Below are 17,398 nucleotides of genomic sequence, written 5' to 3'. Positions count from 1 at the left end.
CACGGACCGCCGTTGATGAGGTGCTGACGGCCCGTGCGGACTCGTTGCGGACTAAGCGATCTTCGTCCCGACTCCAGCCCAGGTCAGGGGCGTGACCAGGATCAGATGTCGAAGTAGAGCTCGAACTCTCACCAGGGCGCTTGTAACCGTTGGTAGTTGACGGGAAACACTATCTGACCTGCGTCAATGCCTCGAAACTCCGTTGGCTTTAGTTGGCCGTTTGTGGTCCTGCTGAGGAATTTCTGAGGAATCGATCAAGACGCAGACGGCCCCGCACCGGTCCTTCACACCGATACGGGGCCTCGGAACCACTGACAAGGAGTGGCACCGTGAGTACAACCTATTCCAGCCCGCACCGCGGCACACCCCCGCGCACCCCCACCACCTACGTCAGCATGACGAGCACGGCGCCGTTAACGGCGCGCTGGACCGAGCATGTAGGCCGGGTCATCCTCGACAGCGGGGACAACGGCGTCATGATCCAGCTCAACCCGGCCGCGGCCGCAGGACTCATTGACCAGCTCGTGCGAGCGGTCGCGGAGTCCGACGCCGGTGAGCTCGCCGCGGCCCTGAGACACCACCTCGACGAGGTGGAGGCCGAGGGCATGTCGACGCGGGCCATCGGGTCCGCCACCGGGATGGACCAGGCGACCATCGTTCGCGACCTACAGGCAGGTGATGCAAATGCATCACCTGAACCAACCCCCGTCACCGGCACCGACGGCAAGACGTACGCGTCACGGCCATCGGAGCCCGACGTCGTCGACGCCGAGAACCCAGACGGCGAGGTCGGCGTGCACGAGGACGCTGCCGGCGACCACCTGCGTGAGCTCGGCGGGCTGCTGGCTATCTGGTCCGCCCGCGAGATCCGGCCGCAGGGTGACGACGTTCACCCGAGGCGGGCTGCGTCGTTGGCCGTCGAGGAGATCGACGCGACCGTGCGCACGCTGCACGACCTGCGGGACGCGCTGATCTCCCAGGCGAGGGAGTACGACCGTGAGTCCGCTCGCCGCACGGACGAGCTGCTCGCGCGGGGTGGGTCCCGATGAGCGCGCCGACGGCAACGACCCCGGCCGATGCCGTGGAAGAGGCGTTCCGGCGGCTCGACGACGCGAGCGATGCGCTGGTGCGGCTGCGGCGTGCGCTGGCCACGGTTCGCGAGCTCGTCGACGAGGGTGGTGACGAGCAGTGAGCCGGCGTGACGCGCTGGTGCTGCTGCTGTCGATCCTGGCGGCTATGGCCGTGCTGATCGTGGCCGGCGTCGTCCTCGACAGCCGTGAGCCTGCCGAGGATGACACCGGGTGGAACTGCCACGTCCATGGCAACGAGTCGTGCGGCCCGACGGGCGGCCCGTGATGGGCGGCCGTGGCAGTGGCGCGTATCAGCGCCAGTCGGGCGCGTGTGACGTGTTGTGGTGCGACGAGGTCGAAGGTGGGCACGCGGACGGTCAGCACGTCGCGTACCTCGTGAGCGAGATCGTCGAGGGTGTGCACCCGGGCGGCCCGTGCACGCTGCAAGTCCTGCTCGTCGGACACGACGAGGACCACCCGCGGCCGGCGGTCGTGCTCGTCCCCGCGGCCGGTCTACGGCACGTCTCCGTCGTGCTCAGTGAGAGGCATCTTACGCGTGTACGTGACGCGCTCGATGCCGCACACACCCGGTTGACGACCCTCGTCTGACCGACCAGCCCCGGCGGCCGTCGAAAGCCGCCGGGGCTCTGAGCGGAGCTACAACCCTCGTCCTCCGTGCTCACTGGCCGGTGAGCGAACAGACAGGCTGCCCTCATGCGCTGCCACGAAAGGGCACGTGGCCGGCGTCGGTTGATCACCGGCGACGACATACGGCACAGGCCGGCGTCACGACGACGTCGGTCCGGAGGTGCTGGGCGGGGCGAAGCGCAGTGGGTGATCCCCGACCGGAGGGAGGGGGAAGCCCCCAGTCTGTCCGCAGCAGCCAGAAGTGAACCCAGCCGCTGCACGTCCGTTACGGACGTGCACGTCAGGAAGTGTCCTGCCCGGGCGCGGGCGGCGGGGAGCTGGTCAGGTGCGGGATTTCCCGCACCTCGCAGGTCCTGCCCGGGCGCGGGCGGCGGGGAGGCCATGCCGAGATATTGGAAGAATCTCCAATAGCGTCCTGCCCGGGCGCGGGCGGCGGGGAGTGGCTCATCTGCGCCAGTTGATCCAGCGAGATCGTCCTGCCCGGGCGCGGGCGGCGGGGAGCTGAATGGTCAGATTGACCATGCAGATCGTCGGCCCCGTGCTGCGATCCGTTGCCCTGACGGTAACGGTTGAGACCGACGGCCGACCCTGGGCGAACCGCGGTGGTGAGCACCGTCGTAACACCGGCGGTTGAACCGCGGTCGTGTGGCCGGGGTTGACCTGCGCCCGGTCTTCGCCGGGTGCAGGTCAATCGGTTCCGGCCTGGGGGGGATGGACGGTGCTCGAACCCCGGTCGTCGCGGATCCTTGCGATTCCCATGCGCCGACACCCGGCGGCCGGTACGGTGCGGCCAGTGTCGGTCGGCCTGTCTCGTCCTTGTGAGCATAGGCGCCGGGCCGGCCGACACCTCTAGACCGAGTCGTGCCCAGGTCGGGTGTGTTCCTGCCCTGTCCCTCTCCCGTGTGGCAGGGCAGGAACACCTGACCTTCAGGCTACCGGCCCCCTGACGTGAGTTCGTGCGCCGCCGGCAAGATGGCCCGGGTTGGGCGTGTTACGGCTACGGAAACGTCAGTCGGTCCGGTAGCGTTACGCCTATGGAAACGCCGTTGTGGTGTGGGCATGACCCGGGTCCGGGCGAGCTGGTCCTGCGCGTCGAGGGCAGAATCGGGCCGTTCCGGGGGCGCTTCGTCTCGGACTTCGTCATCTGCCGTGAGTGCTGGCGGCCAGGCGGACAGAGCTACCGACTCGGCGACAACCATGCCGATCCGGTCGTCATGGGACTGTATGGCGGCACCGCGCCGACCGAGCCGACCCCGTGCGCTGGATGCAGTCGGACCGTGATCCGCGGCCGACATCCCCGGATGAAGTACGTCACCTGCTCGAAAGCGTGCACGGTGCGGGCGAGCAAGGCCAGGACGAGTGACGTTTCGTCAGCCGTAACGGCGTGCGAGGGGTGCGGCACCGAGCTCACCGGCCGGACGGACCGCCGATTCTGCTCGTCGGCCTGTCGGCAACGTGCCTACCGGCGCCGCGCGAGTGGCGTTTCCGAAGCCGTAACGGTCGAAGAAGTGCGCGCCCTCGGCGAGGCGCTCGACGCGCTCGGCACGTTCATGGACGCACACCCGGTTCGCTGACGTCACCGCCTGGCAGCCTTGAGCGTGACGCCGTGCTCGTCGCACCAGCGGCGGCATGCATCCGACCAGCGGGTGCATGCGCGGACCTCGCGGGCGATGTGTGGGCCGAACTGTTCGGCCAGGTCGCGGAACTCGGCGGTGATCTCGTCGGCAGGGTCGGCCCAGGCGGCCGGGTCGTAGGTGCGGACCCAGGCCGGCGCGATGGCGGCTGGGTCGTCGAGGGCGCGACGTCTCATGATGGATGCAGCCCCATTTCTCGCAGCTGGTGCCAGTCTGGGTGGCCGCCTGGCACGTCGGAGATGCCGTGCTCGACGGCCCACGCTGCGACGGCGACCTGTCGACGTGCAGCCGGCGGCGCGCCGGCGTGCGAGCCGGCGAACCTGTCGCGGACGTCGGGGGACCAGCCACGGGCGGCCATGAAGTCGACATGAGCGGCACGGTCGTGCCAGACCGCAGCGTCCGGGTCGAGCAGCACCGCCGGTACGCCGCGCTCGTCGGCTGCGGTCGGCCTGGCTCGGCGCTTCACGAGACCGCACCTCGGATGCCGTAGGCGCCACGGGCACCGCCGCGGCGCTGCGGCCGGGCGCTGGCCTGCTGGTCGCCCTCTTCGCCGGACGGCATGCGCAGAGCAGCGAGCAGCCGCGCGAGCGTGATCTCCTGCTGTCGCGCTTCGACCAGCGCCGGATGCACCTTGCCGTCGCCGGCCGGCGACATGACGCCCTCGGTGGCGAGCACGGCGTTGAGCGCGTCCAGTCTGTCGGTGACGCGGGCGGCCTCGCCGAGCAACGACAGCTCGTGTTGGTCGAGGTCGTAGTCCTCGACGACGCTGTTCCAGAGCCGTTTGCCGGCGTTTCCGGTGCCTCGAGGCGCCCTCGGTGTCGACTCGCTCACGGTCTCGACCCCCTCTGAGCAGCATTTCTGCTCGGTTCATGATCAGTTTCGGTTCGTTTCAGGGTGGCGCGGACTCTTCCGTCCTCCTCCGCGGGTTCCACGAAGCCCCGGTTGGAGGTCCGTGCCCACCCCCTCGGTCGGTCATCGCGTGTTCCATCCGCCTGGCGATTGCTCGGCTGTGTGCTTGCCGTGACAGCTCGCGCAGATCGCACGCAGTCGATGCAGCGCGTCGGGATCGGAAACACCCTGCTTGAGTAGCTCGGCACGCGTTGTCGGGTAGTGGTCGGCGACAGTGGCGGCCTGTGGGCAGCGCGAGCCGTGCCCGTGCCCGTCGTCAGTGCACGTGCAGAAAGGACTCTCAGCGAGCAGGCGTGCCCGAACTCGTCGCCATGCTGGGCGGTTGGCGTACCCCCGGGCGGCGGAGGATGGGCGGGTCTTGTCGGCGGTACGGGAACAGTGGGTGCAGCGGCTGACGCCGGGCGGCGTGAGTTCCGGGCAGCCGGGGGCGGAGCAGGGTGACCAGGCACGGGGCATCGGGGCCTCCTGTAGTGGGTCGGTGTGTTGCCGGGGTGGGGGCGCTGGTCGGGCGTGGTGACGGGTCACCGCTCGGCCATCGCTCCCGGACCGCGTGGGCACGCCCGCGGCCGGGCGACGCTGACGCCCCCACCCCGGTAGAAAGTCAGCCCTGCCGGTAGGCCGCCAGGGTGGCGAGCACGTTCTCGGAGGGCTCGGGGCGGGCGTTGAGGATGATCGGCTTGGGCTGCCCCACGACCGCGCCTTGGGGCCACATGCGGGCCTGAGTGCTGTTGAACTTGTGACCGGTCACGCGCTCGATCGCGTATTCGTGCGCGCGCCTGGCAAAGGTCGCTTCGTCGTCGGCCATGTCCAGCTCGGCCATGATCGAGCGCACCTGCTCGACGGCCTCAGCCAGGCGGGCGCGGGCGTCGTCGCGGCGGTGCTCGATCTCGCCGAGCAGCTTGCCCCCGGCGTCCTCGTCGGCAAGCTTCTCGAGCAGGTCGGCCCAGGCGAGCTTGATCGCGTCGCGGCTGCCGGCGACGGCGCGACGGGCGGTCTCCTCGTTCTCGCGCCAGGCGGTGACGTTGACCGGCCCGGGGTCGTCCTCGCCGTTGCGGACGGCCAGCGCGTGGTCGAGGTCGTCCTGCTGGACGGCGGCGTTGAGGGCCGCCGGGTTGGCGATCTGGCGATGTGCCTCGGCGCGGGAGGCGTACTGGCTGGCCAGTCGCCCGAACTCTGCGGCGAGCTTCGACAGCGGGCCGGTAGCGAGGAACGCCGGCAGGGTGGTCGGCACGCCGTGCGGCAGGCCGGGGGTTGCCGGAATTTCCGGCTTTGTGCGAGTGATGGCCATGAGAGTTGTTCTCCGTTCGGTGGAGGAATGGGTCGGGTCAGCGAGCCGGACGGGTGCCCGGGTCGGGTTCGATCGGGTGGCCGTTGGCGTCCACCTTGGGCAACTTCGCCGTCTCGGCGGCGAGCAGATCGCGCACGCGGCGCGTGTGGTCGGTGTGGTCAGGCATCGGGATTCCCCTTCGTTGTGACCGGCCGGACGTTCCGGCCGGCGTCGTCTCGGCACGCGCTGCACACGGGCCGGGTGACGAAACTCGGTGTGACGATCGGACGGCGGCAGTGCACACACGCCGAGCGGATACGACCCGGACGGAGCTGCTCGGTGGAGCAGTGCGCGCACACCGGCCGCTTGACCGGGCTCGGTCCGCGCACCGGAGTCCAGTCGCTGCACACGGCGCATCGAACGGCGTAACTCATCGCCGAACCTCCCGAGTCGTAGCGGCAACGATCCGCACGGCCGAGCAGCCGGCGCAGGTAGCGATGGTCGTTCCGGCGATCACCGGTCGGCCACCGACCCACCCCGGCACGGTGCAGCCGGCGCGATGGCGAACGCCGTGCTCGTCGACGAGCCCCGGCCGGGTCATCGTTCGGCCTCGTCGGTCGACGGGTCACGATGCGCGGCCAGGTGGTCGAGCAGCTCCGGCAGCGGCACGACCGCTCGGCAGTGCTGGCAGTCGTACGTGCCGGCATCACCGTGGCCGGTGGTGTCGAGCGGGATCACGGCGTGAACTCCTGCTCTGCGACGAACTCGGCGCGGGCCTCGATGTAGTCGGCGGCCTCGTCCTCGCGTCCGGGGGTGGCTTGGAACGTCGGTTGCCAGGTGCCGAGACCGCGGTCCTCGCACTCGGCGAACAACCGAGCGAGCGCGATCCGGTAGGAGTTCGGGGGTGTGGTCATGATGTCTCCTTGCAGTTGACGCGGTGGCCGATCGTGGCGAGCCCGAAACCGCATTGCGGGCAGTCGTCGGCCGGGGCGGGAAAGTCGAAGACGGTGGCGCCAGTCGGGTCACTCTCTGTGGGGTGGCCCGACTGGCCCGACTGTGTCGGTTGGCCCGACTGAGGCGCGTATTTGTGCTGGTCACGTCCAGTTGGGCCACGGGGGTCCAGTTGGGCCACCTGATTTGTGTCCTGGCCCTGCTGGCCCGACTGTGCGGGCAGTTCCCAGTACGTCGTGCGTGGGAAGCCGCTCGACTGGTGCGTGATGCCGGCGCGTTGCTTCGCGCGCTTGAGAGTGCGCTCGGAGTGTCCGGCCGTCCGGGCGGCCTTGAAGATGTCCTTGCTCGCTGCCTGCCCGCCGCTGTCGGCGAGGTAGTCGCGTAGCCACTGTGCGGCCTCGTCGCGCTCGGTGCGCTCGTCCTCGTCAACAGGACCGCGTAGCAGGGTCGCGGCGGTGTGCTCGACGGTGCCGGCTTCCCATTCGACGCGGGCGCATCCGTTGTCGGGGTCGTCGACGAGTCGGTACGCCAACGACGGCGGCTCGACGGCCAGGTTCGACTTGGTCACGGCGACGATCCGCCGGCCCTCGTCGTCCGGGTCACGAGCGACGAGGTATGCCGCGCGGGCCGCGCCGATGATGCCGATACTGCCCCCGCCGCGATACATCGGTGACCCGGCGCCGGCCTTGTTGAGATGCCGGACGAGCAGAACCGTGCACCCGGCGCGTTCGGCCATCACCGACATGCGATGCAGCACGGCGCGCACGTCCTGATCGCGGTGGCTGTCGACACCGCCGGCGAGGAACGCCATCAGGACGTCGACGACCACCAGCCGGACGTCGTAGTCGTGCACGATCCGCTCGATGTGGCCGATGTCGCGCGGCAGTTGTGGCGGCACCCGGTGCGTGACCTCGTCCTCGTCCGTGAGCGGCACGTCAACGAGCGCGTGCACCCGGGCGACGTCGGCGCCGGCGGCATCCAGCCGGGGCCGGACGGTGTCGCCGAGTCCGTCCTCGGCCGACAACAGCAGCACGTCCGCCGGACCCGCACTGACAGCGCCGTCGGGCCACGGCTTGCCCGCCGACACACGCGCGGCAAGATCGAGCGTCAGCGTGGACTTGCCCGTAGACGGGTCCCCGTCAAGGACAACGAGCTTCCCCACCGGCAGGCGATCCGGCCACAGCCACTGCACCGACTCCGGCACGACCGCCGACAGAGTGGTCACCTCACTCATGACGCCACCCCCAGCAGATCGGCCCGGCGCCGCACGAGCTCGGCGTACGACACGACCTGGCCGCGCTCGTCGACGAGCTCGGAATACGCGCCGGCGACGTCTCTGGACGCCTCAGCGAGCCGGTACCGGACATAGAGGTCGGCCTCGGCCAGCTCTGCCCGCAGCCGTGCGGCGATCGCCTCCGGCTCGCTGTCCCGGCGCCAACACTCAGCGGCGGCCACGACCGCGGCGAAGCGACGCGGATCGGTCGGGCCCAGCGCTTCCCACTCGCTGCTGCCGTACCGCGGCACCGGGCCGCGCGCCCGGCCGAGCTCGAGCAGCCTGGTAGCGAACTCGACCGTCGTCATCCGACCACCTCGGGCAGCACAACCACTGGGCGCAGCTCAGCCAGGACCACCGACGCCTCGTGCCCGTTCTCACGGGCGCGGTCGACCTTGCGCTGAGCAGCCGCCAGCGTCGCGTACGGGTAACGGCGGAGTCGATCGCTGGCGAGGTGCACCACGGCGACGAAGAGACCGTTCACGGCGCGGGCCGCGTGCTCCCAGTCCTCGGCGGTGAGCGGCGGTAGGCTGGTCTCAGTCGTCTGCGCCGTCGACTCGGGAGCCGCCCCGTGTGGGCGGCTTTCGTATGTGTCCATCAGGCCGGCACCTGCTCGTCACGGGCGGCCTTGATCCACGCCTCGACGTCGGCGCGGTCGTACAGCACGCGCCGGCCGACCTTGAATGAACGCGGGCCGGTTCCACGGTGGCGCCAGTAGCGGCATGTCTCGGGCGAGGTGCGGAGCATCTCCGCGAGTTCGTTCGTCGTCATGAATTCGCTCATGAGAGTCGCCCCCTCGGGCGGTAGGTCTGTCGGTTGATGTCGCTGGCTCACCGGGTCCCAGCTCCCGCCGCACGCCCGTTGTCCGGTTCCCCCGGCATCCCTCTCGCTCGACCGCGGTACCAGCGCGGCGTCCTGGCGAGTCCGATGTCCTCGTGCGGTGCTCTGTTGAGTTGTCAACGGCGTCTCACTCGATCCACCGTTGACAACGGTGGCATGCCACTGGCAGAGTTGGCGATGCCAAATGGGTGCCATCGTGGCCCCTACTTTTGGCGTAGGGAGGTAGACCGGATGCGCAGCAGTAGGGTTCGCTGGCTCGTCACGGACCTTGACCTGGTTCCACTGGGCGACGCCCAGGTGCCGCGAAAGACGAGGATGGAGTCCGTAGGCGAAAAGGGCGCACCTGACCTCTACGCGGACTTCGAGATCCGCGACGGTGTGCCCGAGTGCGTGTCACTCGTCTGGAAATCGAAGGCCGAAGGTCGAGGCGTGCGTACCGTCGATCTCTCGACAATCGCGATGGACAAACTGGCCCTGAAGGCGTTCATGGTCCACGCATACGTGCCCGACTCGCGCGGGGCCTTGAGGCAGGTAGACCTCAGCGACGAACGAGAGGTCTGGGGGGCAATCGGCGAGGTAGACGCCGCTATCGCCAGACGATCGCGCGGCGCGAATCCAGCCGAGTTGGAGCGAGTCGCCGAGGTCTACGAGGAGCACGCCAGCACGGGGACGCCCACCAAGGCCGTGGAGCAGCTGTTGGGGTACACGCGGAGAACCGCGGCTCGACGCGTCCAGCAGGCCAAGGAAGCAGGACTGATCCGCGGGCCGGGGGAGACCGACTGATGGCCACCGTGCGGAAGCTCCCGAATGGCCGGTGGCAGGCGCGCTACCGGGCGACCCCGGGCGGCCGGCAGTTCACGAAGACGACGACGCGCAAGGTCGATGCGCAGACCTGGCTTGACGGCGAGCTCGCGAAGCTGACCACGGGCACGTGGACGGATCCGGGGGACCGGAAGCAGTCGGTGTCGGCGTGGTGCGATGAGTGGCTCAAGGGATACGCCACGCGCCGGGAGTCGACGGTGCGCCAGGCCAAGGTGCACGTTGCGCGGATCAAGGACGAGTTCGGCGAGATGACGCTCGCGCAGATCCGCCCGAGCCACGTCAAGGCGTGGTGCGCGAGGCTGATCGCCGACGAGCATGAGTCGTCGTACGTCTACGCGCTGCACGGCCGGCTGTCCCAGATCCTCGGTGACGCCGTCCACGATGGCGTGCTGGCGCGGAACCCGTGCTCCCGGCGGACTTCCCCGCCCATGGGTAAGCAGCGGCCCTACGTGGCCACCACGGCCCAAGTGTGGGGTCTGTACGACGCCATGCCGAAGCGTTACCGGGTCGCGATCCTGCTGGGCGCGTTCGCCGGCCTGCGCGTCAGCGAGGCATGCGGTCTGCGGGTCGCCGACGTGGTGTTCCTCAAGCGCGAGATCCGGCCGGCCGTGCAGTACCCGGCGGCGCCGTTGAAGACCGCGATGTCGAAGACCACGATCCCCGTGTCGGACACCTTGGTCAGCGCCCTCTCGCAGCAGGTGGCCCGGTGGCCGGGGGAGTGGATCCTGACCGACGACTTCGGCGGCCAGGTCGGGCCGTGGAAGCTGGAGCGAGCGTTCCGCACCGCACGCGGCAAGGTCGAGGGCCTGCCCGACGGCTTCCGGTACCAGGACCTGCGGCACTACTTCGCCAGCCTGCTCATCTCGAGCGGAGCTGACGTGAAGGTGGTGCAGCACCGACTGCGCCACGCGAGTGCGACGACGACGCTGAACACGTACTCGCACCTCTGGCCCGACACAGACGAGTCGACCAGGACCGCAGTGGAGGCAGTCCTGGTCGACCGTACTGAGGAATTTCTGAGGAACGAGGAGGTGGTGAACTAGCTCCGTCGCAGGTCAGAGGGTCAGCTTGCTCAGATGTCGAAGTAGAGCTCGAACTCGTGCGGGTGCGGGCGCAGCCGGATCGGGTCGACCTCGTTGGTGCGCTTCCAGTCGATCCAGGTCGCGACCAGGTCCTCACTGAACACGTCGCCCTCGAGCAGGTACTCGTGGTCGTTCTCGAGCGCGTCCAGCGCCTCGGGCAGCGACGACGGGACGGTGGCGATGTTGCCGTAGTCCTCGGGCGGGAGTTCGTAGAGGTCCTTGTCGACCGGCTCCGGCGGCTCGATCTTGTTCCGGATGCCGTCGACGCCGGCCATGAGCATGGCCGAGAACGCCAGGTACGGGTTGCTGGACGGATCGGGCACGCGAAACTCGATCCGCTTCGCCTTGGGCGAGGTGCCGGTGACCGGGATCCGCACCGCGGCCGAACGGTTGCGCTGCGAGTACACCAGGTTGACCGGCGCCTCGAAGCCGGGCACGAGCCGGTGGTACGAGTTCACCGACGGGTTGGTGAACGCCAGCAGCGACGACGCGTGCTTGATCAGGCCGCCGATGTACCAGCGCGCCGCGTCGGACAGGCCGCCGTAACCGAGCTCGTCGTAGAACAGCGGCTCGCCGTTCTTCCACAACGACTGGTGGCAGTGCATGCCGGAGCCGTTGTCGCCGAACAGCGGCTTCGGCATGAACGTGGCGGTCTTGCCCGCCTCCCAGGCGACGTTCTTGATGATGTACTTGAACTGCATCAGCTGGTCGGCGGCATGCGTCAGCGTATCGAACTTGTAGTTGATCTCCGCCTGGCCCGCGGTGCCGACCTCGTGGTGCGCGCGCTCGACCTCGAAGCCCGCGGCCGTGAGCGTGTTGCTCATCTGGTCGCGCAGGTCAGCGAAGTGGTCGACCGGTGGGACGGGGAAGTAGCCGCCCTTGTAGCGGGTCTTGTAGCCGCGGTTGCCACCCTCTTCGACCCGGCCGGTGTTCCAGGCGCCCTCGATGGAGTCGATGTAGTAGTAGCCGGCGTTCGGCTTTGTTTCGAAGCGGACGTCGTCGAAGACGTAGAACTCCGCCTCGGGACCGAAGAACGACGTGTCGGCGATGCCCGAGCTGGCGAGGTAGGCCTCGGCCTTCGCGGCGATGTTGCGCGGGTCGCGGCTGTAGGGCTCGCCGGTGAACGGGTCGACGATCGAGAAGTTCATGACCAGCGTCTTCGCGGTTCGGAACGGGTCGACGAACGCGGTCGCGGGGTCGGGCATGAGCTTCATGTCGGACTCGTGAATGGCCTGGAAACCACGGATCGACGACCCGTCGAACATCAGGCCGTTGGCCATCGCGTCCGCGTCGAACGCCTTGGCAGGCACGTTGAAGTGCTGCATGACCCCAGGAAGGTCGCAGAACCTGACGTCGATGTACTCGACGCCCTCGTCCTTGACGAACTTGAGGAGCTCGTCGGGGTTGGTGAACATCCGCATCTCCTTCGCACCTGGCGCGGCGCAAGTCGGGGGGTGTCACGGTCAGCGCTGACCGGATCGCTCTCCTTGCCCCGGACGCTAGAATCCCGGCATTTCCCTACCGTGTCTCGAGTGTTTCACCGGTGTTACGCGGACGGCAGGGGTTTCCGCACTGTGGTGTGGGCGCGGATCCGGTCGCGTTCACTCCGATGATCATGGGGCAGGCGGTTTTCCGGGACGCCAACGTCTAGGCTCGTCGGGTGAGCAATGACGAGCACTCCGCCACAGCGCCGCGGCTGCCGACGGCGGGACCGGGCTCGCCGGCCAGCTGGCCGCGGAGGTTCGCGGCCCTGGCGGTCGACTGGATCCTCGCCAACATCCTGGCTGCCGTGGTCGTGGGCGGCGCCGCCTGGGATCCACAGAGCACTGCCGTGTGGGCGCCGCTGATCTGCTGGTACCTCATCGTGGTGGCGTCGACGGCGACGATGGCGGCGAGCATGGGACAGGTCCTGCTGCGCATCAGGGTCGTGCACCTCGACGGCCACCGTGTCAGCCCGATCACGGCAGCGGTACGCACCGCGCTGATCGCGTTGGTCATCCCGCCGCTGGTGTTCACCAGTCAGGGCCGCGGACTGCACGACCTGGCGTCGAACACCGCCGTCGTCAACGTCTGAACTCGCCGGTGCGGTGGTGCTGATCGATGCCGGCCATGGTGCGGTCGGGCATCGGCGAGGTACGAGCCGCGGGCGAGGTTGGCATCGATCAGCACCAGCTGACCGACTGAGTCAGCGCCCAGGCATCGGCCCGCCGCCCTTGGGCAGCTTGGCGCCCTTCGGCAACGGTCCCTTCGGGATCCCCACCGGCTGGGTGCCGAGCGCGCGGAGCCGCTGACGCAGCTCGGTGACCTCGGCCGGGCGGATGTTCTTGGGCAGCTTGTTCAGCTTACGCGTGAGCCGGGGGAGGGGCACCTGCCCCTCGCCACGGCCGACGAGGATCTCGACCACGGGGGTCTCGGGCGCGACGCGGGCGTGGCGCTTCTTCTCTTGGGCGAGCAGGTTCCCGACGCGGTTGGGCACCTCACCTTCGCCGATGAGCACGATGCCGGGGCGGCCGACGGCACGGTGAACGACGTCCTGGTACCGGTTGGCGCCGATCATCGGGGAGACGTCCCACCCCTTGCGCAGCGTGTTCAGGGCGGCTGCCGCCGCGCCGGGCTGGCCCTCGATCTGCGAGTACGCGGCCCGCTCGGCTCGCCGCCCGAAGATGATGGCACCGACGAGCATCGCCATCGGCAGACCGATGATCAGCCAGAGCCAGATGGGCTGCAGCAGGAGACCGACACCGGCCGCCACGGCGAGGACGCCGAGCATGTAGCCCAGGCTGATCCAGCCGATCCAGCGGTCGGACCGCTTCGCCATCTGGTAGGTCTGCTTGACCTGGGCGAGGCGGCCCTTCTTCTCCGCGGAGTCCTGCTGTCCGTCGTTACGCGCCATGCCAGAAGGGTACTTCGTCCGGCCCGGCGCGAGGCAATCCGGTGACCGTCGATGCACCGGCCCGCCAGAAGCGGATCGGAACGGTGACGATCACCGTCGGCGGTCGCCGTCAGGTGGCCGTGGCCGGCTGCCCCTGACGTGCCTCGAGCGCCTGGCGGTACAGCCGTCCGGCGCGGTACGACGAACGCACCAACGGCCCGGACATGACGCCGGCGAAGCCGATCTCCTCGGCCTCGGTGCTCAGCTCCACGAACTCCTCGGGCTTGACCCACCGCTCGATCGGGTGGTGGCGCACCGACGGCCGCAGGTACTGGGTGATGGTGATCAGATCGCACCCGGCCCCGTGCAGGTCACGCAGCGCCTCGGAGATCTCCTCGCGGGTCTCGCCCATGCCCAGGATGAGGTTCGACTTGGTGACCATGCCGGCCGCGCGGCCCATCGAGATGACGTCCAGCGACTGTTCGTAGGTGAACGCCGGGCGGATCCGCCGGAAGATGCGGGGCACGGTCTCGACGTTGTGCGCGAAGACCTGCGGCTCGGCGTCGAAGACCTGCTGCAGCAGGTCGGCCTTGCCGGAGAAGTCCGGTGTGAGGATCTCCACACCGGTCGACGGGTTCAGCTCGTGGATCTGGCGGACGGTCTCGGCGTACAGCCAGGCGCCCTCGTCGGGCAGGTCGTCACGGGTCACACCGGTGACGGTGGCGTAGCGCAGCTCCATGGCCTGGACCGACTCGGCAACCCTGCGCGGTTCGTCGAGGTCGAGGTCGTCCGGCTTGCCGGTGTCGATCAGGCAGAAGTCACACCGCCTGGTGCAGTGGTCGCCACCGATGAGGAACGTCGCCTCGCGGTCCTCCCAACACTCGAAGATGTTGGGACAGCCGGCCTCCTGACAGACCGTGTGCAGACCTTCACGTTTGACCAGCGACTGCAGCTCCCGGTACTGCGGACCCATGGTCGCCTTGGTCTTGATCCAGGACGGCTTTCTCTCGATCGGCGTCTCGCTGTTGCGCACTTCGAGCCGCAGCAGCCGACGTCCCTCCGGTGCGACAGTCACATCAACACCCTACGCGTGCGGCTGCAGCGCGAGCACATCGTCGAGGTGACGTTCGACATGCGGCAGCACCTCGGCGACGGTGACGTCGCGCCCGGCCTCGCGGGCGAGCGACGTGGTCGCCGCGTCCGAGATGCCGCACGGCACGATGCGGTCGTACCAGGTCAGGTCACAGTTACAGTTCAGCGCGAAGCCGTGCATGCTGACCCCCTGGGCGACGCGGAGCCCGACGGCGCCGATCTTGCGCTCCGGTCCGCGTCCGTCGGCGGGGATCCACACGCCGCTTCGTCCGTCCACTCGGACGCCGTCGACGCCCAGCTCGGCGCACACGTCGATCATCAGCTGCTCGACCCGGCGCACGTAGCCGATGACGTCCACCCGCTCGGGAAGCGCGAGGATCGGATATCCCACGATCTGGCCCGGGCCGTGCCAGGTGATCTCGCCGCCACGGTCGACGTCGACGACCGGCGCTCCGGAGCCGGGCAACGGCCGGTCCGACGGTTTGGTGCGTTTACCGGCCGTGTAGACCGGCTCGTGCTCGAGCAGCACCACCGTGTCGTCGATCTCGCCGGCCACGCGGGCAGCGTGCAGGCGTCGCTGCTCTTCCCACGCGGTCTCGTACGGAACAAGTCCCTCGTGTCGGATCACCCGGAGTTCGGCCACATCCCAGAGATTACGCCGCACGGGAAGCACAGAGCCATCGCCGTCGTTGGCGACCATCGTGGCCACTTTCGGATCGGTACCGTTGTCCGTGCTCGACCTCGCTCCCGTCGTCCAGGGGTCGGCGCCGGCACGAGCCCTGTCGCAGACCCTCGACCTGGCCCGGCACGTCGACGCGCTCGGCTACCGCCGGTACTGGGTCGCCGAGCACCACAGCATGCCCGGCATCGCCAGTTCGGCGCCTGCGGTGCTGATCGGCGCGGTCGCCGCCGCCACCAGCGGCATGCGGGTGGGCTCGGGCGGAGTCATGCTGCCGAACCACGTCCCGTTGGTCGTCGCCGAGCAGTTCGGGACGCTCGAGGCGCTGCACCCGGGCCGGATCGACCTCGGCATCGGCCGTGCCCCCGGCACCGACTCGGTGACGGCACGCGCGCTGCGTCGCTCGGCTGAAGGCCTCTCGGCCGAGGAGTTCCCGCAACAGCTCGCCGAGCTGCGGGCGTTCTTCTCCGGTGTGTGGCCCGACGGTCATCCGTACGGGCGGATCACGGCGACACCGGGCGCCGGTCTGGCGCCGCCGATCTGGCTGCTCGGTTCCAGCGGCTACAGCGCACAGGCCGCGGCGGCGCTCGGGCTGCCGTTCTCGTTCGCTCACCACTTCAGCTCGGCGAACACGGAGCCCGCGGTGCAGCTGTACCGATCGTCGTTCCAGCCGTCCGAGACGCTCGAGAAGCCGTACGCGATGGTCGCGGTCAGCGTCGTGCTCGCGGACGACGACGAGCACGCCGCCTGGCTCGCGAAGCCCGGACAGCTGTCCATGCTTCGGGTGCGCAGCGGCTCGCCGGGCCCGTTGCCGACGCCGGAGCAGGCGGCCGCGTACGAGTTCAGCGACGCCGACCTGGCCGCGATGGAACCGTTCCTGGGCGGACAGGTGGTGGGCGGACCGGACACCGTGCGCCGCGAGCTCTCGTCGCTGCTCGACCGTACCGGCGCCGACGAGTTGATGGTGGTCACGACGGTGTCGCCGCACGCGGACCGGGTGCGGTCGTACGAGAAGCTGGCCGTCCTGGCGCCGTGACTCACACGGTCGGCACGTCGTCCCTTTGGTGCTGAAGTCGACTCGTCGTTGCATGTCGCTTCGCTGTTGGACGTCGCTTCGCTGTTGATCAGGTGACGGTCCGACCCTGTCGCGCGGGACTTCGTCACCTGATCGTTTCGTGTCCACATGATGAGAAGTGATCAGGTGACAGCCGGCTGCGTCCGCCGCGCTTTCGGTCACCTGATCACCCGGACGAGAACGATCAGGTGACACAACGACGATCAGGTGACACAACGACGATCAGGTGACAACGCGCGGGCGGCTGTGCTGGGCGGCACGGCGGCGGTTCACACGGTGACGGGCTTCAGGGGTGTCTCGGTGACGGTGCCGCCGGCCGCCTCGACGACGTAGCCGCGGGCCCCTTCGACCTCCGAGTACACGCCCACGAGCTCGGTGCCCGCGTAATGCAGGCCGACCCCGTCGTCGGTGGCGTACGACAGCGGCAGCGTGCCGTCGGCCACCATGCGGTGCAGCAGCGGGCGCCGTTGCTGCTCGCCGTCGTAGTGCACGCCGTTGCCGAACGGCACGAGGCCGAGGCCGTCGGTGACCGGGCGCAGGTCGGGGCCGAACGAGTCGGTGGGGCCGCCGACGTGCCAGCAGATCGACCCGGCGGAGACCCCGCCGAGCACGACCCCGGCCTCCCACGCCTCACGCAGCACGACGTCCAGGCCGTGCAGCCGCCACATCGCCAGCAGGCCGGCCACCGACCCGCCGCCGACCCAGATCACGTCCTGTGCCAGCAGGTGAGCCCGTATGTCGTCGACGTTGGGCATCGGAAACAGCGCCAGATGCGACACGTCGACGGACCAGCCGGCGAACGCGGCGTAGGTGAGCTGGATGGCATCGGTGGCATCGCCGGATGCGGTGGCGACGAAACACATCTTCGGCCGGGCTGTGCCCGATAGCTCCAATGCCTTCTTCACCAGCCCGGACGGGACCAACTGGTGACGTGCGTCGTGCTCGAACCCGCCGCTGGTGGCGAGGATCGTCGGCGTTCTCGTCATCTGCTTCCCCTGGCTCGATCGCTGCGACGGCGTTCAGCCCCGGACGCGCCGCATGTGTCCGGCTTTGGTGTGTGGTGCGCGGACGTTTACGTTGGCACGCGGACCATTGCCTTCGAGAGGAGGGGCGTCCGCAGGGGCGCCGATTCCATTGTGACACTCGACAGAGACGACGATGCGACACCGGATTTACTCGATGAC

General features: G+C 69.1%; 25 protein-coding genes. 9 read left to right on the top strand and 16 right to left on the bottom strand.

Going from position 1 to position 17,398, the window contains the following annotated elements:
• The first annotated feature begins 329 nt into the window (after positions 1-329).
• From CLV30_RS19710 to CLV30_RS19700, 5 genes are all read left to right on the top strand, one after another.
• Positions 330-1,049, top strand: a complete 720-nt coding sequence (locus tag CLV30_RS19710; RefSeq protein WP_129711125.1) for a hypothetical protein — start codon at positions 330-332, stop codon at positions 1,047-1,049.
• The gene (locus tag CLV30_RS26645; RefSeq protein ID WP_165358765.1) at positions 1,046-1,192 is read left to right on the top strand and encodes a hypothetical protein; all 147 of its coding nucleotides are present in this window, start codon (positions 1,046-1,048) and stop codon (positions 1,190-1,192) included. Before CLV30_RS19710 ends, CLV30_RS26645 begins: the two co-directional genes overlap by 4 nt.
• Positions 1,189-1,356 (top strand): hypothetical protein, encoded by a 168-nt coding sequence (locus CLV30_RS26640; RefSeq protein ID WP_165358766.1) that lies wholly within the window; start codon positions 1,189-1,191, stop codon positions 1,354-1,356. The genes CLV30_RS26645 and CLV30_RS26640 overlap by 4 nt, the downstream gene beginning before the upstream one ends.
• Complete coding sequence (locus CLV30_RS19705) at positions 1,353-1,679, top strand: hypothetical protein (RefSeq protein WP_129711126.1); 327 nt, start codon at positions 1,353-1,355, stop codon at positions 1,677-1,679. Before CLV30_RS26640 ends, CLV30_RS19705 begins: the two co-directional genes overlap by 4 nt.
• Positions 1,680-2,752: 1,073 nt before the next feature.
• A complete protein-coding gene (locus CLV30_RS19700; RefSeq protein WP_106538948.1) occupies positions 2,753-3,292 on the top strand; it encodes a hypothetical protein in 540 nt (179 codons plus the stop codon).
• Between the two features lie 2 nt (positions 3,293-3,294).
• Here CLV30_RS19700 and CLV30_RS19695 read toward each other — a convergent pair whose 3' ends face one another.
• From CLV30_RS19695 to CLV30_RS19645, 11 genes are all read right to left on the bottom strand, one after another.
• Positions 3,295-3,528 carry a hypothetical protein gene (locus CLV30_RS19695; RefSeq protein WP_106538947.1) on the bottom strand — a complete coding sequence of 78 codons (234 nt, stop codon included), beginning with the start codon at positions 3,526-3,528 and terminating at the stop codon, positions 3,295-3,297.
• Entirely contained in the window at positions 3,525-3,818 is a 294-nt protein-coding gene (locus CLV30_RS19690; RefSeq protein WP_106538946.1) for a hypothetical protein, read from the bottom strand. The genes CLV30_RS19695 and CLV30_RS19690 overlap by 4 nt, the downstream gene beginning before the upstream one ends.
• Positions 3,815-4,183 (bottom strand): terminase, encoded by a 369-nt coding sequence (locus tag CLV30_RS19685; RefSeq protein WP_106538945.1) that lies wholly within the window; start codon positions 4,181-4,183, stop codon positions 3,815-3,817. The genes CLV30_RS19690 and CLV30_RS19685 overlap by 4 nt, the downstream gene beginning before the upstream one ends.
• A 679-nt stretch (positions 4,184-4,862) precedes the next feature.
• Entirely contained in the window at positions 4,863-5,549 is a 687-nt protein-coding gene (locus CLV30_RS19675) for a hypothetical protein (protein ID WP_129711127.1), read from the bottom strand.
• A 37-nt stretch (positions 5,550-5,586) separates the two neighbouring features.
• Positions 5,587-5,715, bottom strand: a complete 129-nt coding sequence (locus tag CLV30_RS27610; protein ID WP_276320027.1) for a hypothetical protein — start codon at positions 5,713-5,715, stop codon at positions 5,587-5,589.
• Positions 5,716-6,125: 410 nt separating this feature from the next.
• Complete coding sequence (locus tag CLV30_RS26635; RefSeq protein WP_165358767.1) at positions 6,126-6,266, bottom strand: hypothetical protein; 141 nt, start codon at positions 6,264-6,266, stop codon at positions 6,126-6,128.
• Positions 6,263-6,442 carry a hypothetical protein gene (locus CLV30_RS19665; RefSeq protein ID WP_106538941.1) on the bottom strand — a complete coding sequence of 60 codons (180 nt, stop codon included), beginning with the start codon at positions 6,440-6,442 and terminating at the stop codon, positions 6,263-6,265. Before CLV30_RS19665 ends, CLV30_RS26635 begins: the two co-directional genes overlap by 4 nt.
• The gene (locus CLV30_RS19660) at positions 6,439-7,713 is read right to left on the bottom strand and encodes an AAA family ATPase (RefSeq protein WP_106538940.1); all 1,275 of its coding nucleotides are present in this window, start codon (positions 7,711-7,713) and stop codon (positions 6,439-6,441) included. The genes CLV30_RS19665 and CLV30_RS19660 overlap by 4 nt, the downstream gene beginning before the upstream one ends.
• Positions 7,710-8,060, bottom strand: a complete 351-nt coding sequence (locus tag CLV30_RS19655; protein ID WP_106538939.1) for a hypothetical protein — start codon at positions 8,058-8,060, stop codon at positions 7,710-7,712. Before CLV30_RS19655 ends, CLV30_RS19660 begins: the two co-directional genes overlap by 4 nt.
• Positions 8,057-8,350 carry a hypothetical protein gene (locus CLV30_RS19650; RefSeq protein ID WP_106538938.1) on the bottom strand — a complete coding sequence of 98 codons (294 nt, stop codon included), beginning with the start codon at positions 8,348-8,350 and terminating at the stop codon, positions 8,057-8,059. The genes CLV30_RS19655 and CLV30_RS19650 overlap by 4 nt, the downstream gene beginning before the upstream one ends.
• Entirely contained in the window at positions 8,350-8,523 is a 174-nt protein-coding gene (locus CLV30_RS19645; RefSeq protein WP_205741124.1) for a helix-turn-helix domain-containing protein, read from the bottom strand. Before CLV30_RS19645 ends, CLV30_RS19650 begins: the two co-directional genes overlap by 1 nt.
• A gap of 300 nt (positions 8,524-8,823) precedes the next feature.
• Between CLV30_RS19645 and CLV30_RS19640 the strand changes: the two genes are divergently transcribed.
• Both CLV30_RS19640 and CLV30_RS19635 read left to right on the top strand, forming a co-directional pair.
• Positions 8,824-9,375 carry a hypothetical protein gene (locus CLV30_RS19640; protein WP_106538936.1) on the top strand — a complete coding sequence of 184 codons (552 nt, stop codon included), beginning with the start codon at positions 8,824-8,826 and terminating at the stop codon, positions 9,373-9,375.
• Positions 9,375-10,457, top strand: coding sequence for a tyrosine-type recombinase/integrase (locus CLV30_RS19635; RefSeq protein WP_106538935.1), 1,083 nt, complete (start codon positions 9,375-9,377; stop codon positions 10,455-10,457). The genes CLV30_RS19640 and CLV30_RS19635 overlap by 1 nt, the downstream gene beginning before the upstream one ends.
• 29 nt (positions 10,458-10,486) lie before the next feature.
• Here the strand turns inward: CLV30_RS19635 and glnA are convergent, their stop codons facing one another.
• Positions 10,487-11,911: a type I glutamate--ammonia ligase gene (glnA, locus tag CLV30_RS19630; RefSeq protein WP_106538993.1), complete on the bottom strand. Its 1,425-nt coding sequence runs from the start codon at positions 11,909-11,911 to the stop codon at positions 10,487-10,489.
• 245 nt (positions 11,912-12,156) lie between these two features.
• On the opposite strand from glnA, the gene CLV30_RS19625 reads away from it, so the two are divergent.
• Positions 12,157-12,570, top strand: a complete 414-nt coding sequence (locus CLV30_RS19625) for an RDD family protein (RefSeq protein WP_106538934.1) — start codon at positions 12,157-12,159, stop codon at positions 12,568-12,570.
• 111 nt (positions 12,571-12,681) lie between these two features.
• Here CLV30_RS19625 and CLV30_RS19620 read toward each other — a convergent pair whose 3' ends face one another.
• The 3 genes from CLV30_RS19620 to lipB form a co-directional block, all read right to left on the bottom strand.
• Positions 12,682-13,389, bottom strand: a complete 708-nt coding sequence (locus CLV30_RS19620; RefSeq protein ID WP_106538933.1) for a DUF4191 domain-containing protein — start codon at positions 13,387-13,389, stop codon at positions 12,682-12,684.
• Between the two features lie 109 nt (positions 13,390-13,498).
• Entirely contained in the window at positions 13,499-14,443 is a 945-nt protein-coding gene (gene lipA / locus CLV30_RS19615) for a lipoyl synthase (protein WP_106538932.1), read from the bottom strand.
• 9 nt (positions 14,444-14,452) lie between these two features.
• Complete coding sequence (gene lipB / locus CLV30_RS19610; RefSeq protein ID WP_244908035.1) at positions 14,453-15,103, bottom strand: lipoyl(octanoyl) transferase LipB; 651 nt, start codon at positions 15,101-15,103, stop codon at positions 14,453-14,455.
• Between the two features lie 82 nt (positions 15,104-15,185).
• Here lipB and CLV30_RS19605 point away from each other — a divergent pair, with 82 nt between their 5' ends.
• A complete protein-coding gene (locus CLV30_RS19605; RefSeq protein WP_205741125.1) occupies positions 15,186-16,175 on the top strand; it encodes an LLM class flavin-dependent oxidoreductase in 990 nt (329 codons plus the stop codon).
• Positions 16,176-16,483: 308 nt separating this feature from the next.
• Here CLV30_RS19605 and CLV30_RS19600 read toward each other — a convergent pair whose 3' ends face one another.
• Complete coding sequence (locus tag CLV30_RS19600; RefSeq protein WP_106538929.1) at positions 16,484-17,200, bottom strand: Type 1 glutamine amidotransferase-like domain-containing protein; 717 nt, start codon at positions 17,198-17,200, stop codon at positions 16,484-16,486.
• Between the last annotated feature and the right edge of the window lie 198 nt (positions 17,201-17,398).

The sequence above is a fragment of the Haloactinopolyspora alba genome (assembly GCF_003014555.1).
Classification (GTDB): domain Bacteria; phylum Actinomycetota; class Actinomycetes; order Jiangellales; family Jiangellaceae; genus Haloactinopolyspora; species Haloactinopolyspora alba.
The sequence above is the reverse complement of the archived record's forward strand: the minus strand, read 5'-3'. Positions and strand labels throughout refer to the sequence as shown.

Bases quoted from the DNA above. Each gene is read 5' to 3' on its own strand.
- CLV30_RS26645 (WP_165358765.1), top strand. From the start codon at position 1,046: ATGAGCGCGCCGACGGCAACGACCCCGGCCGATGCCGTGGAAGAGGCG.
- CLV30_RS19700 (WP_106538948.1), top strand. From the start codon at position 2,753: ATGGAAACGCCGTTGTGGTGTGGGCATGACCCGGGTCCGGGCGAGCTG.
- CLV30_RS19695 (WP_106538947.1), bottom strand. From the start codon at position 3,528: ATGAGACGTCGCGCCCTCGACGACCCAGCCGCCATCGCGCCGGCCTGG.
- CLV30_RS19675 (WP_129711127.1), bottom strand. From the start codon at position 5,549: ATGGCCATCACTCGCACAAAGCCGGAAATTCCGGCAACCCCCGGCCTG.
- CLV30_RS27610 (WP_276320027.1), bottom strand. From the start codon at position 5,715: ATGCCTGACCACACCGACCACACGCGCCGCGTGCGCGATCTGCTCGCC.
- CLV30_RS19665 (WP_106538941.1), bottom strand. From the start codon at position 6,442: ATGACCACACCCCCGAACTCCTACCGGATCGCGCTCGCTCGGTTGTTC.
- CLV30_RS19660 (WP_106538940.1), bottom strand. From the start codon at position 7,713: ATGAGTGAGGTGACCACTCTGTCGGCGGTCGTGCCGGAGTCGGTGCAG.
- CLV30_RS19655 (WP_106538939.1), bottom strand. From the start codon at position 8,060: ATGACGACGGTCGAGTTCGCTACCAGGCTGCTCGAGCTCGGCCGGGCG.
- CLV30_RS19650 (WP_106538938.1), bottom strand. From the start codon at position 8,350: ATGGACACATACGAAAGCCGCCCACACGGGGCGGCTCCCGAGTCGACG.
- CLV30_RS19645 (WP_205741124.1), bottom strand. From the start codon at position 8,523: ATGACGACGAACGAACTCGCGGAGATGCTCCGCACCTCGCCCGAGACA.
- CLV30_RS19640 (WP_106538936.1), top strand. From the start codon at position 8,824: ATGCGCAGCAGTAGGGTTCGCTGGCTCGTCACGGACCTTGACCTGGTT.
- CLV30_RS19635 (WP_106538935.1), top strand. From the start codon at position 9,375: ATGGCCACCGTGCGGAAGCTCCCGAATGGCCGGTGGCAGGCGCGCTAC.
- glnA (WP_106538993.1), bottom strand. From the start codon at position 11,911: ATGTTCACCAACCCCGACGAGCTCCTCAAGTTCGTCAAGGACGAGGGC.
- CLV30_RS19620 (WP_106538933.1), bottom strand. From the start codon at position 13,389: ATGGCGCGTAACGACGGACAGCAGGACTCCGCGGAGAAGAAGGGCCGC.
- CLV30_RS19600 (WP_106538929.1), bottom strand. From the start codon at position 17,200: ATGACGAGAACGCCGACGATCCTCGCCACCAGCGGCGGGTTCGAGCAC.